The sequence below is a fragment of the Vulgatibacter incomptus genome, from assembly GCF_001263175.1.
Classification (GTDB): domain Bacteria; phylum Myxococcota; class Myxococcia; order Myxococcales; family Vulgatibacteraceae; genus Vulgatibacter; species Vulgatibacter incomptus.
In genome coordinates this window covers 1,623,389-1,638,634 of the sequence record NZ_CP012332.1, presented here as the reverse complement: position 1 = coordinate 1,638,634, position 15,246 = coordinate 1,623,389, and the positions used below count along the sequence as shown (strand labels likewise).

Sequence of the window (15,246 nt, the reverse complement as noted above, 5' to 3'; positions counted from 1 at the left end):
CGATCCAAGAGCAGGGAGGAAGACGTGGCCGAGTTTCGCGTAGAGAGCTTGTCCAACGGGGCCGTCGAGGTCTGGACCATCGACGGGGAGGCGAAGCGCAACGCCATCTCGCGCGCCATGCGCGCAGACCTGGAGGCGCTGGTGGCGGGCGCCGCCGGAAGGAAGGCGCTGCGCGCGGTGGTGATCACCGGCGCCGGCGACAAGGCCTTCTGCGCCGGCGCCGACCTCAAGGAGCGCCAGGGCATGAGCGAGGAGGAGGTCCGCACCTTCCTCCAGGATCTGCGGCGCACCCTCCGCGCGCTGGAGCTCTCGCCCAAGGTGTTCATCGCGGCGATCAATGGGGCAGCCTTCGGCGGCGGCACCGAGCTCGCCCTCGCCTGTGATCTGCGGGTGGCGGCGCCCCACGCGGAGCTCGCCCTCACCGAGACCCGGCTGGCGATCATCCCCGGTGGCGGTGGCACCCAGCGGCTCCCGCGGCTCTGCGGCATGGCCGTGGCGAAGGACCTCATCCTCACCGGGCGCCGGGTCGGCGCCGAAGAGGCGCTGCGCCTGGGCCTCGTGAACCGCGTCGCCCCGACGGCTGACGCCGTCGCCGCAGCGGTGGCGATGGCGGAGGAGGTCGCCGCCGGCGGTCCCGTGGCCCTCTCCGCCGCCAAGGCGGCGATCCAGGAGGGCCTCGAGCTGCCCCTCGACGAGGCGCTGGAGCTCGAGTACCGGAAGTACCAGGCCACGATCCCGACGAAGGATCGCCTCGAGGGCCTGGCCGCCTTCCGCGAGAAGCGAAAGCCCGTCTACACAGGCGAGTAAGCCGGGATCGCGGAAGGTTCGCCGAGGGGCAGCACCCAGGGGCAGCCGAGCTCGGGGTGGACGAGCACCCGCGTCCGCAGGCCATAGGCCCGTTCGATCGAGGCTTCTGTGAGGACGTCCGCCGGCGGACCGGCGCCGTCCAGCCTTCCGCGATGCAGGAGCGCGACCCGATCCGCGTATTGGGCGGCGAGGTTCAGGTCGTGGAGCACCGCGACCACCGCGATGCCTTCGCGGGAGAGCCGGCGCGCGAGATCGAGGGTGGCGTGCTGGTGGGCGGGGTCGAGGCTCGAGACCGGCTCGTCCAGGAAGAGATAGCGCGCGCCCGCCGGAGGCGCGTCCCAGAGCTGGGCCAGGACCCGGGCGAGCTGGACCCGCTGCCGCTCACCGCCGGAGAGGGTGGGGAAGAACCGCTCGGCGAGGTGGGAGGTCCCGGTGCGGCGGAGAGCAGCTCGGGCGATGGTCTGATCCGCGATCGCGCCGCGCGCGAAGGCGTGTGGGGTTCGGCCGAGGAGGACGACCTCGAACGCGGTGAAGGCGAAGTCCATCCGGCTCTCCTGCGGGAGCAGGGCGAGGGTCCGGGACCGCTCGGCCACGGGGATCGAGCGGAGCTCACGGCCCTCGAGGCCCAAGCTGCCCCGCAGCGGCTCCCGCTCGCCGGCGAGGACGGAGAGGAGGGTCGACTTGCCGGCGCCGTTCGGGCCCAGGAGGGCGAGGAGCTCGCCGGGGCGGACCTCGAGGTCGATCGAGTCGAGGATCGTCCGTGATCCCCTGGTGACGGTGAGGGACGAGGCGTTCAGCATGGAGCTCACTCCGCGTGTCGTCGCTTGTTGCGGACGAGGAGGAAGAGGAAGAAGGGCGCGCCGATGGCGGAGGTGAGCACGCCGATCGGGAGCTCGGCGGGTGCCACCGCGGTTCGTGCGACCAGGTCGGCGCAGAGGAGGAGGATCGCGCCGCCCAGGGCGGAGGCCGGGAGGAGGAAGCGATGCCCCGGGCCGATGACTTGCCGAAGCAGGTGGGGCACCACGAGGCCGACGAAGCCGATGATCCCCGAGGAGGCGACGGCGGCGCCCGCCGCCAGGGACGCGAGGATCACGATCCGGGCCTTGAGGGACTCCACCTCGATGCCCAGGTGCCCGGCCTCGCGCTCGCCCAGGAGGAGGGCGTCGAGGGGACGGTAGAGGCGCGGGGCGCTCGCGAGGAGCAGGATCACCGGCACGGCGACCCACGCAGCCGTCTGCCAGGTCGCGCCGCCGAGGCTGCCCAGGCTCCAGGCGGTGATGCTGCGAAGCTGGCTCTCCGTGGCGAGGTGGCTGAGGAGACCGGTTCCCGCCCCGGCGAGGGAGGCGAGGGCGACGCCTGCGAGAAGCAGGGTGGAAACATCGGTGCGGCCGCCGGCGAGGGCGACGCGGCGGACGATCCACGTGGTGGCGAGCGCCCCCAGGAAGGCGACGGCAGGCTGGGACGCGCCGCCGAGCGAGATGCCGAAGGCGCTGCCGAGCGAGTCCCCGAAGACGGTGGCCGTCGCGGCTGCGAGGGCCGCGCCGCCGGAGATCCCGAGGAGCCCCGGATCCGCCAGCGGGTTGCGGAAGAGGCCCTGGAGGAGCACGCCGCAGAGGCCTATCGCGGCGCCGACGAGGGTTCCGAGGACCACCCGGGGCAGCCGGACCGCGAAGAGGATCGCGGCTCGGCCGGGATCGATCGCGGCTGGGTCCGCGAGGCCGAGGCGTTGGCCGAGGATCTCGACGAGCTCGCCGGGCGGGATCGACACAGCTCCGATCCCCGCCGCCACGATCGAGACCGCGGCGAGCCCGAAGGCGAGGCCGAGCACTATAAGACGTGCCCGGCGGATGCGCCGGGTCTCGATCGGCCGGATGGGATTCGGTGGAGCGTGCCCGCCGGGGTCGGCAGGCACGCTCCGAGAGCCGAGGGCAGCCGGCGCCTTCACTGGACGTCGGCCCCGCGAAGCTGCTCCGCCAGGGCCTTCACCGCGGCGCCGGTTCGGGGACCGAAGCCGAGGAGGAAGAGATCCTCCAGGGCCACCACGCGCCCGGCGCGTCCGGCTGGTGTAGCGGAGAGGCCGGGCAGCGCGAGGACTCCTGGCTTTCCGCCCAGCCTCGCGAGCGTGGAGGTCGTGACCAAGATCACCATGGGCTGCGCGGCGATCGCCGCCTCGGCGGAGAGCGGCTTGTAGCCCTGGTAGCCGTCGATTGCGTTGGTCGCCCCGGCCAGGCGGATCATCTCGTCGGCGGCGGTGCCGCGCCCCGAGGCCGAGAGCGCGTTCTGCCCCGGTGCGAAGAGGAAGAGCACCTTGGGGTGGTCGGACGAGGACCCGATCTGCGAGGCGGCCTCGGCCAGATCGACGTCCATGCGGGCGAGGAGGGCGGCCCCCTCCGCACGGAGATCCAGCGCCTCGGCGACGGCGCGGATCCTTCGCTTCGCGCCCTCCACCGTGGCCTCGGCGGGCAGCAGCAGCACGGGGACTCCGGCGCTGCGGAGCTGATCGAGGGCCGCCTTCGGACCGGCCTCTTCGGTGGCGATCACCAGCGTGGGCCGCAGCGAGAGGATCCCCTCGGCGCCGACGGTGCGGTAGTAGCCGACCTTCGGCAGGGCCGCCGCGCCCTCCACCGCCTGGCTCGAGTCGTCGACGCCGACCACGCGCGAGCCGGCCGCCAGCGCGAAGACCGCCTCGGTCACGGGGCCGCCGAGGGTGACGATCCGCGCCTGCGCTGGATCGGCAGCCGACGCAGGGCTCGAGGCCGCGAGCGCGATCAAGAGGAAGCCCGCGATCACGAGACGCTCCTCTCGACGTGAGCCAGCGCCTGTCTCCAGCTCTCCGCCTCGGGAATCCCGGGCTTTCGCTCGCCGAAGAAGAGGGCGATCACCTCCCCCTTGGCGTCGAAGAGCTCCAGGGAGGTCACGAATCCGTCCGCGGTCGGCTTGCGGACGATCCAGCTCTCCGCCACGAGGTCCTCGCGCAGGTGCAGGTTGAACCCGTGGTCGAGGACGTTGAGCCAACCGCCCTTCGCTGCCACCCGGCGCACCGGACCGCTATGGATCTGGATCACGCCACGGCTCCCGACGAAGACCATGATCGGGACCTCCTTGGCCGCTACGTGGTGGAGGAGCGCGGACGTGATCGCGTTCGGCACGCGCTGGGCGAGGCCGCCGCCGACGAGCCGCAACGCCTGCAGGCGCCCTGCACCGAAGCGTTTCAGCATCCCGAAGAACTCGTGGGTGTCGGTCAGGGCCTCCCACGCCGCCCGGAGCCCCGCCGCGTCGATCTCTTCGTCCGGGCGATTAGGGCGGGCCTCGATGGGCCGCACCTCGAGGCGCTCGGCAGGTGACGCGAACCGCTCCACCAGGCGCTCGAACGCGGCGAGATCGCTCGATTCCTCCAGCCAGATCTTGTGCACCGCGTCTCCGGCGCCATCGAAGAACTGGAGGCTGTGCCGCGGCTTCCCCCGGGCCTCGTCCCGAACGGCGAAGGCGCTGGCCCAGCCGTGGAGGAAGACGCGCAGGTCGATGTCGCGTGAGTGGACGAGGATCGATCCCTCCTCGGGCTCGGGTGCCGGGTAGATCCCCCGCTTCTCGTGGACGGCAGCCTCGTTGCGGGTGATGGCGAGGACCTCACCCAGCGCGGGAAGCTCGCCCAGGATCGACGCGAAGTCGGGCCGGAGCCGGGTGTTGCCGGGCGTGGAGGACACGAGCTCGCCCTCGCTGATCCCGAGCCGCAGGGCGGCGTCGCGGGCCCGGATGCCCGGCTCGGCGGCGCGGATCGCCTCGAGCTGCTGCCTGATCTCGATTTCGTTCATGTCTCTTCTCGTTTCAGTGGTTCACGGGGGTGAGGCGGAAGGTGGGGAAGCCCGAGGTCCCGGCGGCGTCGTAGTAGCGCTGGAAGACCAGCGCGTAGACGTGATGACTCGGGGTGTAGACGTAATAGACGCGGCTCCTGGGAGTGAGCGTGTGGGTGACAGGGTCGTAGGCGTACCAGGCGTCGTCGCTCTGGAAGGCGCCCTCCGCGGCAGGCTGGTCGAGCGGCCCGTCGAAGCGGAAGGAGGAGGGCGGCGGCACCTCCGTGGCCGAGGGATCGCTGCCTGCGGCCCACGCCACGCCCACGCCGGCCGGACCGTTGGCAACCACGTTCTGGCGGCGGAAGGCCAGGTGCCATGGACCCGCCTGATCTGCTTCCTTTCTCGACTCGATGTCGAGGAAGACCCAGTCCGTCTCGGAGGTCGCGTCCACCCGGACGAGGAAACTGCCGCCGGCCTCCTCCTGCACATCCACCAGGCCGGTCTCGTTCTCGCCAGGGTCGTCGATGGAAGGGTGATCGTCCCTGAGATCGTCGCCGCAGGCGGCGAAGGCGAGGCTGGCGATGGCTACGAAAAGGAATCGTTTCATCTGTTCTCCAGGGAGCGCCGGTGGCGCTCGTAGGTAGGGACCGCGGGTCAGTAGCGGACGGAGGCCCCCGCGAAGATCGAGCGCGGGGGAATTGCGAAGTCCTCGGGATCGCCGGCGTCGAAGAGGTTCTCGGCCCCGACGAAGGCGGTGAAGCCGCCGCCCAGCTCCTTGGCGACGCGGGCGCTCGCGAAGACATGCGACTCGGCCACTCGGCTCGATCCGTCCTCCAGGGAGTAGAAGGGCCTCTCACCCACCCACTCCCCGCGGGCGCTCGCGGAGAGCCCCGACTGCCGCTCGATCCACGAGGCGGCGAGCGTGACGTTGTGGCGGGCGCGGCCCTCCAGCAGCCGATCCGAGGAGAGATCCCGCGCGTCCAGCAATTGGTATCCGGCCGTCACGGAGACGCCGCGCAATGGCCGGACCGTCGCGCCCGCCTCGACTCCCTGCGTGATCGCCGAGGCGACATTGAGATAGCCGAAGCGGGCCGGCTGCCCAGGAGCGCCTTCGGCGATCGTCCCGCTGGTGATGAGCTGGCGGATGTCGTTGCGGAAGACGCTCGCCGAGAGATCCAGCCACCGGGTGGCCCGGTAGGAGGCGCCGACGCTGCCTCCTCGCGAGGTCTCGGGCTGGAGGTCGGGGTTGCCCTCGACGACGTAGCCCGCAGAAGGGTTCTCGAAGCGGAGCAGGAGCTCCTGGAAGCTGGGCGCCCGGAAGCCCCAGCCGTAGCTCGCGCGGAGCTGGAGCTCCTCCAACGGGGAGTAGCGGGCGGAGATCTTGGGCGAGAGCGCGGTGGAGAAGCGCGAGTCGTGGTCGAGGCGGAGGCCGGGCGTCAGGGCCAGCGAGGTCTCGCCCGACAGGACCCAGTCGTCCTGGACGAAGAGGGCGGGGCGGAAGCGATCCCCCCTGCCGCCGTCGAGCCTCGGCGACTCGAGATCCTCGAAGAGGAGCTCGGCACCGGACGTGAGGCGGTGGCTGCCGAGCTGGACGTTGTGCTGGACGCCTCCCTGCCAGAGGCCCTCGACGCTGTGCTGGTATTGATCCAGGGCGTTCGAGCCGCGCTGATCCTGGAGGAGCTGGTTGTCGAGGCGCGAGTGGTGGAGGGTGAGGAGGAGCGCACCGCTGCCGCCGAGGGAGATCCTCGGCTCCAGCGTGAACGAGTAGATCCGGGTGCGATCGTAGCGGTCGAAGGTGGCGCCCCCGGAGCCCAGGTCCACGCTCTCCCGATCGGTCGAGAGCCAGGACGCGCTGCCCGAGACGCGAAGACCTTCGCCGAGGGCCTGCTCGCCCTGGAACTCGAGGTCGAGCTCGTCTCGTGAGCTGCCGCTGGTGGAGACGCTTTCGGGAACGAGGCGGAAGGCGCTGCTTCGGCGAAGACCGGCAGCGAGCCGGAGCGCGCTCGAAGCTCCCTTGCGGACGGCCGCGCTCCCGTCGAGCTCGTAGGCGCCGAGGGAGTCCGTCCGTGCCTGGAGGCTCGCCTCGACCGGGCGCCTCGGGTCCCGCCTCGTGACGATGTTCACCACGCCGCCCATGGCGTCCGAGCCGTAGAGCGACGAGGTCGGGCCCTTCACCACCTCGATCCACGCGACGCGATCGGCTGCGTAGCGCGAGAGGTCGATGACGCCCCGGCTCCGCCCGGGGACCCGCTGGCCATCCACCAGGATCAGCACGTGCTCCGGCTGGAGGCCCTGGAGGCGGACGCCGACGCCGCTGACGCCGTCGCGCACGAGCTCGACGCCGGGCTGGCTCGCGAGGGCCTCCGCCACGTCGCGGGCGCCGGACGCCTCGATGTCGCGCCGCGTGATCACGAGGGTGTCGACGGGGGACTCGTCGACCGAGACCGCCGAGCGGGAGCCGGTGATCACCGTCTCGAACTCGGGAGCGTCGGAGGCGACCTCCGAGACGTCGTCGGCGAGGCTGGCGGCGGGGACGAGCGCCAGGGCGCAGGAGCTGAGGAGCGCGAGGCGCGTGACGTGGGCGGACAAGGGATCCTCGGGGCAGCGAAACTTCCGGTCGGATGCGTTCGAACCGGGCGCTGGGCGCGAGGGCCTCTGGCCGCTAGGCGGGTCGGGAGCGCGGCTCCCGCAGGGGTGTCGATCCGCCGTCGGGCGGCGGATTCGTCAGGGGAGGTCCTCCCCACCGCTCTGGAGGGGCAGGGTGATGCTCCTCTTGCAACGGCGGCACTTCAGCTCGACACCACCGGGGACGAGGCGGGCGAGGAGGTTTCCGCAGAGGCAGCGAACCTCTTCGCAGCCTTCCTCACGGGCGTCGGAGCCGTTCATGTCGAGGTCTCCCTTCGTTGCGAAGCGGGTATAGTTGAAGTTGAGAGGCAGAGTCAACTTCAAATCGGACGCCGACCCGATCCGAGCGGGGCACACGCCGAAGGTCGGTCGCTTAGAAGAAGTCGCTCATGGCGGGGGCCGGCCCGGCGAAGAGCGCCGTGGCGAGCTCCTGCGCGGCCTCGTCTCCCTCCAGCAGCCCGATGAGCGCCAGATTCGAAGCCGGGAGGTAGCCGGTGTAGAGGGGGGCGAGACCCCTCACGTGCATCTTCAGGCTCCCGTCGCCGCCCGAGCGAACCCGGGCTTCGCCCCCCGCCACGTCGAGGACGAAGCGACCGCGATTGGTCGGGATCACCTCGTCGAAGATCTCGAGGTCGAGCGACGCGGAGAACCCGCGCGGATAGCCCCGCGCCGAAAGCGCCTTGGCGACGTTCAGGATCCGGAGCATCCACACGTCGCGGATCTCCACCGAATGGCGCGGCTCGCGCAGGAGCGCGAGGAGGGGATCGGCGTCGCCACCAGACCAGCTCACGTCGTCGACGAGGCTCTGGTGATCGCCGAGAAAGGTGAGGAGGCGAGTCGCGGCCTGGGGCGATGCGGCCACCATGTCGTTGACCTTGAGCGCCTGCCGACCCTCGGGCTTGTGGGTACGGGCGAAGAAGCAGTAGCCGTCGATGGCTCCGTCGCGCTCGACCACGAAGCCGGTCGGCTTCGGCGTCCTCCAGGGATCCAGGATCCGCTGCCAGAGCTGCGGCGAACGGTCCACCGAGCCCGGCCTCGCGCGGCCGTGCTCACGGTGGAGGGCGCGGATCGCCTCCAGGTCCTTGGGCGTCGCGGGGCGAAGAGGCAGGGAGCGATCGCCGAGGGCGAGCAGGTTGGCGGGGACGCGGATCTCGAAGTTCGAGCCCGCCCTCTCGTAGCCGGCCCGCCGGTAGAGCGGCTGCGTCGCCGGATAGAGGCAGGAGAGGGCGTAGCCCTCGGCAGCGAGCTCCCGCATGGCCGTCCGCATCATCCGGGTGGCGACGCCCTTGCCCTGGGCCGCGGGCTCGACGCCCACGCCTCCAATCCCGGCCATGGGCACGCTCCGGCCGCCGAACCACTGGCCCAGGGGGTAGGCGATGAGGCCGCCCGCGACCCGCTCGTCCTCCCGATGGACCCGGACGTTCTCGATCAACACGCGATCCAGCCAGGCCCGCGAATCCTCCACCGGAAAGGCGAAGGCCAGGGCCAGGATCCCGGCCAGCGTGTCTTTCTCAGCAGGCGAGGGGACGCCGAACGCGGTCGAATTTTCCATGAGAGTCCTCGGGAAACGGGCGATGCTGCCATTCGCCGGTCATCCAGGCAACGCGCTTCGAGGCAGGCGCCGGGAGGCTCCCCCTCTCGCGAGCCGGAGGCGAGCAAACGAAGAAAGGAGCGCCTCTCGCGCGTAGCGCGAGATGAAGCGACCGCGCCCGCACCGCGGGGGCGATCGCTTCATACGCTCTGAGAGGTGCACACGGCGGTTGACTTGCCCGCTTGCGTGGACGACAAAACCCGCCTCTCGGGAGGTCGAAGGTGAGCGCTGATTCGAAGAATCCGCCGGGATCGCGGGATCGTGAGCTGGAAGGGCTCGAAGCCCGCGTTCTCACCGGTGGTGCGAAGAAGTATCACGAGAAGAACGCCGAGTCGGGCAAGCTCTTCGCCCGGGAGCGGATCCGGCTCCTCGTGGACGAGGGCTCGTTCGTGGAGGACGGCCTCCTCGCGAACTGCCTCGACCCGGAGCTCCCTGCCGACGGCGTGGTCACGGGCCTCGCGCGGATCGAAGGCCGCACCGTCGCCGTGATGGCCAACGACTCCACCGTGAAGGCGGGCTCGTGGGGCAAGCTCACGGTCGAGAAGATCCTTCGGATCCAGGAGCAGGCCAAGAGCCTGCGCTGCCCGCTCTTCTACCTGGTCGACTCGGCCGGGGCGCGGATCACCGATCAGGTCGAGATGTTCCCGGGCCGCCGCGGCGCCGGGCGCATCTTCCTCAACGAGGTGGAGCTGTCGGGGATGGTCCCGCAGATCTGCCTGCTCTTCGGCCCCTCCGCCGCCGGCGGCGCCTACATCCCCGCCTTCTGTGACGTGGTGGTGATGGTCGAGGGGAACGCCTCGATGTACCTGGGCTCGCCCCGCATGGCCGAGATGGTCATCGGCGAGAAGGTGACCCTCGAGGAGATGGGCGGCGCGAGGATGCACTGCTCGGTCTCCGGCTGCGGCGACGTGCTGGTGAAGACCGAGGCCGAGGCCATCGAGTGGGCCCGCCAGTACATCTCCTACTTCCCGCGGAACTGCGACGAGCAGCCGCCCCGTATCGCGGGCAAGCCCCCGAAGGCGGGCGGGAAGCCGATCGAGGAGCTGATCCCCGCCGACCAGAACAAGCCCTTCAACATCAAGCACCTCATCGCCGAGATCGTCGACGAGGACTCGATGGTGGAGGTCAAGAAGCTCTTCGCGCAGGAGATGGTCACCTGCCTCGCCCGCCTCGACGGCAGGCCGGTCGGCATCCTCGCGAACCAGCCCAACTACAAGGGCGGCGTGCTCTTCGTCGACTCCGCCGACAAGGCGGCGCGCTTCATCCAGCTCTGTGACGCCTTCAACATCCCGATCCTCTACCTCTCCGACGTGCCGGGCTTTATGATCGGCACCAAGGTCGAGAGGGCGGGGATCATCCGGGCCGGCGCGAAGATGATCTCCGCGGTCTCCGAGGCCACGGTGCCCCGGATCAGCGTGATTGTGCGCAAGGCCTACGGCGCCGGCCTCTACGCCATGGGCGGTCCGGGCTTCGCCCCGGATTGCACGCTCGCGCTCCCGCAGGCGATGATCGCGGTCATGGGCCCGGAGGCGGCGGTGAACGCGGTCTTCTTCAACAAGATCCAGGAGAAGCCCGAGGCCGAGCGCGCCGCATACGTCCAGCAGCTCCGCAAGGAGTACGAGGAAGACATCGACATCAAGAAGCTCGCCAGCGAGCTCGTGATCGATGGAATCGTCCCGGGTCACCGCCTTCGCGCGGAACTGATCGCCCGCTTCGATCTCTATTCGGAGAAGAAGGCGGAGCGGCCCCGAAAGAAGCACTCCGTCTACCCCGTCTGACCGACGCAGAGAGAACCATGGACTTTCAGCTTCCCGAGGAGCTCGTCGCGCTCCGAAAGACCGTCCGCGATTTTTGTGAAACCGAGGTGAAGCCCTTCGCCCGCGAGTGGGACGAGAAGGAGAGCTTCCCTGCAGCCACCGTCCGGAAGATCGGCGAGCTCGGCCTCCTGGGCATGGGCGTGCCCGAGGAATACGGCGGGGTGGGGCTCTCCTCCCTGGGGATCGCCACGGTGATCGAGGAGATCGCGCGCTACGACGGCTCGCTGGGCTTGACCGTCGCCTCGCACAACGGCCTCTGCACCAACCACATCAAGTGGTTCGCCAGCGAGGAGCTGAAGGCGAAGTGGCTGCCGAAGCTCGCCACCGGCGAGGCGATGGGCGCCTGGGGCCTCTCCGAGCCGGCGTCGGGGTCCGACGCGGCCGGCCTGCTCACCACCGCGGTGCGCAAGGGCGACCACTGGGTCCTCAACGGCTCCAAGATGTGGATCACCCAGGGCACCGTCGGCGGCGTCTACGTGGTCCTCGCGTCCACGGACAAGGCCAAGAAGCAGAAGGGCATCACCGCCTTCGTCGTGGAGCCCGGAACGCCGGGCTTCAAGACGGTGCCGGTGAAGCACAAGCTCGGCATGCGCTCGTCCGACACCGCGGAGCTCGTCTTCGAGAACTGCGAGGTCCCCGACTCGAACCGCATCGGCCAGGTCGACAGTGGCTTCATCGACACGTGCAAGATCCTCGACCGCGGCCGGATCACCATCGGCGCGCTGGCCGTGGGCCTCGGGCGCGGCGCCATCGAGGAGGCACGGGCCTACGCCCTCGAGCGCCAGGCCTTCGGCCACCCGATCGCGGACTTCCAGGCGATCCGCTTCATGCTCGCCGACATGCAGACCGAGATGGACGCGGCCCGCCTGCTGGTGCAGCGCGCGGCCACGCTCGCCGACGAGGGCAAGCCCTTCACCCGCGAGGCCTCCATGGCCAAGCTCTTCGCCTCCGAGGCGGCGAGCCGCGCGTGCAACAAGGCCCTGCAGATCCACGGCGGCTATGGCTACACCAAGGAGTTCCCGGTGGAGCGCTACCTCCGTGACGCCAAGCTCTGCGAGATCGGCGAGGGGACCAGCGAGATCCAGCGGATCGTGATCAGCCGCGAGCTGCTCAAGTAGGTACGGGATGGCGAAGGTGGTGCGGAAGGACGGCGACGCCCAGGCGATCGCCGAGAAGGTGCTGGGAGGCGACATCCGGGCCGCGGCGCGGCTCATGCGCGGCCTCGACGATCGCGATCCCGCCGCCGTCGAGGTGCTGCGGGCGCTCTTTCCCTCCACCGGCGGCGCCTACATCGTCGGGATCACGGGGAGCCCCGGCGCGGGCAAGTCGAGCATCACGGATCGGCTGATCGCCCACTACCGCAAGGCCGGCAAGACGGTCGGCGTGGTGGCGATCGATCCGACCAGCCCCTTCTCCGGCGGCGCGATCCTCGGCGATCGGATCCGGATGCAGGACCACGCCCTCGACCCCGGCGTCTTCATCCGCTCGCTGGCGACCCGCGGTTCGCTGGGCGGCCTCTCCCGGTCCAGCTCGGACGTGATCCGGGTGATGGACGCCATGGGCAAGGACGTGATCCTCGTCGAGACCGTCGGCGTCGGCCAGGACGAGATCGACGTCGCCTCCCTGGCCCACACCACCATCGTCGTGGTCGTCCCCGGCATGGGCGACGACATCCAGGCGATCAAGGCGGGGATCCTCGAGGTCGCCGACGTCTTCGCGATCAACAAGGCCGACCGGCCGGGCGTGGATCGCACGGAGCGCGAGCTCCGAGGGATGATCGAGCTGCGGCACGTCACGATGCCGACGGATCACGACTCGCTCCATCGCTTCCACGCGACCACGCCGGCCCAGGCCCGCGCCGACGATTTCACCTGGGAGCCGGAGATCGTCCGGACCATCGCGACCCGCGACAAGGGTTTCGACGATCTGGTGGCGACGATCGAGAAGCACCGGGCGCACCTGGAGAAGGCCGGCGGCAGGCTCGCCCGGGAGGCCACCCGCGCCCGGGCCGAGTTCCTCGCGATCCTTCGGGAGCGGCTGGTCGCGTCTGCGCTGGAGCGCATCGCCGAGGAGCAGGGCGAGCTCGACGAGCTGGCCACGCGCATCGCTCGCCGCGAGGCGGATCCCTACACGCTGGTGGAGACCATCGCCGCGCGGCTGCGGTAGGTCCCTGCGTCGAGAAGGGGGCGCTCGAGCAGGCGCGCCCCCTCTTCCGTTAAAGCGTGACGACCAGGCCCGCCGTGAGCAGGAAGTCGTTCTTCTTGAGCGGCGGCTGGGCCTCGGCCGGGACGTTGTCGAATCGGTGGGTCGCCGTGAGCTTGAGCGCGAAGCTGTCGTTGATCGCGGCGGCCACGTACCCGCTGGTGTTCACGACCACGTTGGCGGTGTCGTTGTAGTCCTGGATGTATTCGGAATCCAAACCGAAGGTGGAGGTCCGGGAGAGGGCGTGGAGGTAGGAGACCGCGACGCGGGACGCCCAGATGTTCCGGTCGTTCGCGGTCAGGACCGCGTCGGGAGGGGCGGCCGGGGAGAGCGTGAAGTTCTCCCGGGCACCGTAGCCGCCGAGCTCGAGCCGGAGCCGGTTGGTGATCAGCTCGGCCTTCTCCGGATCGCGGGTCTCCCACGCGAGGTAGGTCGCGCCGACCTGGGCCGCCAGCAGGATCTTGATGCCCGCGAAGACGTCCCTCTCGGCCTGGCCCGCCGCGAAGATCGAGACCCGCTCGGAGACGAAACGATCGCCCCGCTGCGAGAGACCCCAGTTGTTGGCGGTGGTCGACCCGCGTGACTCCTCGAAGAGCGCGTGGCCGAAGGTCTCGAGGACCCAATCCCTGCCGGGGGCGATGGTCAGGCGACCGCTGGTGTGGATGTGGAAGGTCTCGGTGTTGCCTCGCGCCAGGGCGGTCCCGAGCTCGGCGACCAGCTTCACCGTCTGGTCGGTCTCTGGGCTCTTGGCGCCCGGGACGGTCAAGGTCTTGGCGCGCGCCTCCAGCTCGTCGGCGGGCGCGGCGCTCGCGCTGGACGCCGATGCGAGCGCGACGAAGGCGATCAGGAAGGATCTCATGCAGGCTCTCTCTTCGAGATGGTGGCTCGGTTCGCCGGTCCGAGGGCTTCCTAGCAGATCGAGCGCAAAGGGGAACCCCAGGAAAACCGTCCCGAGAGGCTCTTCGCGTGGGAATCCTCGGAGCCGAAAGCGCTTCCTATCGGGCGGGCCGGGAACGTAGGATTCCGCTGCGCCCATGGATCCCGTCGCACAGCTCGAGCAGCGCCTCCAGATCCCGCTGCCGGATCGCCAGACCGCCCTCGCGGCGTTGACGCACAAGAGCTACGTCAACGAGCACCGCGGCGAGGGGCTGTTGGACAACGAACGCCTGGAGTTCCTCGGCGACGCCGTGATCGACCTGGCGATCGGCCAGCGGCTCATGGAGCGCTTCCCGGAGGCGAGCGAGGGGACGCTCTCGAAGCTTCGGGCCTCGATCGTCGACGAAGAGGGCCTCTTCGAGGTCGCGACCTCGATCGGGCTCGGGGAGCTGCTCTTCCTGGGCAGGGGAGAGGAGCTCTCGGGCGGGCGCACCAAGCCCAGCCTCCTGGCCGACGCGCTCGAGGCGGTGATCGCCGTCCTCTATCTGGACGGCGGGCTTCCGAAGGTCCTCGCGGTGGTCGACCGGCTCTTCCTTCCCTCCCTCGAGAGGGCCGGCACGTCCCTGGCGAACCGCGATTTCAAGACGCAGATGCAGGAGCTCGCCCAGGCGAGGCTCGGTGCCGCGCCGCGCTACCGCCTCGTGGAGGAGCGGGGGCCCGACCACGCCAAGGTCTTCTCCGTCGAGCTCTGGGTCGGGGAAACCCTCTTCGGGAGGGGCGAGGGCCGTTCCAAGAAGGACGCCGAGCAGCTCGCCGCCCGGGAGGCCATCGGGGCCCTCGGCGATCGGTAGAGGCCGGCTGCCCGTCTAAGCGCGATCGGGCCCGGAACGAAGTCGACACGGTCGGATGTTTCGTGCTTGCCAGCAGGGGGTCCGCGGCCTAGATTCCGCGCCCCTGCGCATAGCCCGTGTGCCCGTCGTATGGGCAGAAGGTGGACCAAGGCCATGAACGAAGCCAATCTCGCGACTTTCGAGACCTCCCTCGGGACCATCGTGGTCCGCCTTTTCCCCGAGGACGCGCCGAAGACGGTGGCGAACTTCGTGGGCCTCGCGACCGGCGAGAAGGAGTGGACCGACCCGCGCACGGGCATGAAGACGAAGAAGCCCCTCTACGATGGGACGATCTTCCACCGGGTGATCCCCGAGTTCATGATCCAGGCCGGCGATCCCCTCGGCCGCGGCACCGGCGGGCCCGGCTACAAGTTCGAGGACGAGTTCCAGAGCGGCCGCAAGTTCGACAAGCCGGGCCTCCTGGCCATGGCGAACGCGGGCCCCAACACGAACGGCTCCCAGTTCTTCATCACCGAGATCGCGACGCCCTGGCTGAACGGCCGGCACACGATCTTCGGTGAGGTGATCGAGGGAATGGAAGTGGTCCGCGCGATCGCTCGCGTAGCCTGCGGCCCCAACGACCGGCCGCAGCAGGACGTGGTCCTCGAGAAGCTCGTGATCACCGGCGGAGGCGCCTGAATCGGTTC

General features: G+C 70.2%; 15 protein-coding genes. 6 read left to right on the top strand and 9 right to left on the bottom strand.

The window, feature by feature from the left end:
- The first annotated feature begins 24 nt into the window (after positions 1 to 24).
- Positions 25 to 807 (top strand): enoyl-CoA hydratase-related protein, encoded by a 783-nt coding sequence (locus AKJ08_RS06670; protein ID WP_050725351.1) that lies wholly within the window; start codon positions 25 to 27, stop codon positions 805 to 807.
- On the opposite strand, the gene AKJ08_RS06665 is transcribed toward AKJ08_RS06670, so the two are convergent.
- From AKJ08_RS06665 to AKJ08_RS06630, 8 genes are all read right to left on the bottom strand, one after another.
- Complete coding sequence (locus tag AKJ08_RS06665; RefSeq protein WP_050725350.1) at positions 792 to 1,607, bottom strand: heme ABC transporter ATP-binding protein; 816 nt, start codon at positions 1,605 to 1,607, stop codon at positions 792 to 794. The genes AKJ08_RS06670 and AKJ08_RS06665 overlap by 16 nt on opposite strands.
- A gap of 5 nt (positions 1,608 to 1,612) precedes the next feature.
- Positions 1,613 to 2,635, bottom strand: a complete 1,023-nt coding sequence (locus tag AKJ08_RS06660) for a FecCD family ABC transporter permease (RefSeq protein WP_240475459.1) — start codon at positions 2,633 to 2,635, stop codon at positions 1,613 to 1,615.
- A gap of 113 nt (positions 2,636 to 2,748) precedes the next feature.
- Positions 2,749 to 3,597 carry a heme/hemin ABC transporter substrate-binding protein gene (locus tag AKJ08_RS06655; protein WP_082342820.1) on the bottom strand — a complete coding sequence of 283 codons (849 nt, stop codon included), beginning with the start codon at positions 3,595 to 3,597 and terminating at the stop codon, positions 2,749 to 2,751.
- Positions 3,594 to 4,619 (bottom strand): hemin-degrading factor, encoded by a 1,026-nt coding sequence (locus AKJ08_RS06650; RefSeq protein WP_050725349.1) that lies wholly within the window; start codon positions 4,617 to 4,619, stop codon positions 3,594 to 3,596. Before AKJ08_RS06650 ends, AKJ08_RS06655 begins: the two co-directional genes overlap by 4 nt.
- A gap of 13 nt (positions 4,620 to 4,632) precedes the next feature.
- Entirely contained in the window at positions 4,633 to 5,205 is a 573-nt protein-coding gene (locus AKJ08_RS06645; RefSeq protein WP_050725348.1) for an HmuY family protein, read from the bottom strand.
- Positions 5,206 to 5,252: 47 nt separating this feature from the next.
- On the bottom strand, positions 5,253 to 7,187 hold the full coding sequence (locus tag AKJ08_RS06640; RefSeq protein ID WP_050725347.1) for a TonB-dependent receptor plug domain-containing protein: 1,935 nt from the start codon (positions 7,185 to 7,187) through the stop codon (positions 5,253 to 5,255).
- Between the two features lie 135 nt (positions 7,188 to 7,322).
- Complete coding sequence (locus AKJ08_RS06635) at positions 7,323 to 7,541, bottom strand: hypothetical protein (protein ID WP_050725346.1); 219 nt, start codon at positions 7,539 to 7,541, stop codon at positions 7,323 to 7,325.
- A 55-nt stretch (positions 7,542 to 7,596) separates the two neighbouring features.
- The gene (locus AKJ08_RS06630) at positions 7,597 to 8,775 is read right to left on the bottom strand and encodes a GNAT family N-acetyltransferase (protein ID WP_050725345.1); all 1,179 of its coding nucleotides are present in this window, start codon (positions 8,773 to 8,775) and stop codon (positions 7,597 to 7,599) included.
- 305 nt (positions 8,776 to 9,080) lie between these two features.
- On the opposite strand from AKJ08_RS06630, the gene AKJ08_RS06625 reads away from it, so the two are divergent.
- From AKJ08_RS06625 to meaB, 3 genes are read left to right on the top strand one after another with little or no spacing between them, the layout of a single operon-like run.
- Positions 9,081 to 10,592, top strand: a complete 1,512-nt coding sequence (locus AKJ08_RS06625; protein ID WP_240475492.1) for an acyl-CoA carboxylase subunit beta — start codon at positions 9,081 to 9,083, stop codon at positions 10,590 to 10,592.
- 17 nt (positions 10,593 to 10,609) lie between these two features.
- Positions 10,610 to 11,749, top strand: coding sequence for an acyl-CoA dehydrogenase family protein (locus AKJ08_RS06620; RefSeq protein WP_050725343.1), 1,140 nt, complete (start codon positions 10,610 to 10,612; stop codon positions 11,747 to 11,749).
- Between the two features lie 7 nt (positions 11,750 to 11,756).
- Positions 11,757 to 12,797: a methylmalonyl Co-A mutase-associated GTPase MeaB gene (gene meaB / locus AKJ08_RS06615; protein ID WP_050725342.1), complete on the top strand. Its 1,041-nt coding sequence runs from the start codon at positions 11,757 to 11,759 to the stop codon at positions 12,795 to 12,797.
- Between the two features lie 49 nt (positions 12,798 to 12,846).
- On the opposite strand, the gene AKJ08_RS06610 is transcribed toward meaB, so the two are convergent.
- Positions 12,847 to 13,692, bottom strand: a complete 846-nt coding sequence (locus AKJ08_RS06610) for a DUF481 domain-containing protein (RefSeq protein ID WP_050725341.1) — start codon at positions 13,690 to 13,692, stop codon at positions 12,847 to 12,849.
- Positions 13,693 to 13,867: 175 nt separating this feature from the next.
- Here AKJ08_RS06610 and rnc point away from each other — a divergent pair, with 175 nt between their 5' ends.
- On the top strand, positions 13,868 to 14,560 hold the full coding sequence (gene rnc / locus AKJ08_RS06605) for a ribonuclease III (protein WP_050725340.1): 693 nt from the start codon (positions 13,868 to 13,870) through the stop codon (positions 14,558 to 14,560).
- A 129-nt stretch (positions 14,561 to 14,689) separates the two neighbouring features.
- Positions 14,690 to 15,238, top strand: a complete 549-nt coding sequence (locus tag AKJ08_RS06600) for a peptidylprolyl isomerase (RefSeq protein ID WP_205624781.1) — start codon at positions 14,690 to 14,692, stop codon at positions 15,236 to 15,238.
- Positions 15,239 to 15,246: the final 8 nt, after the last annotated feature.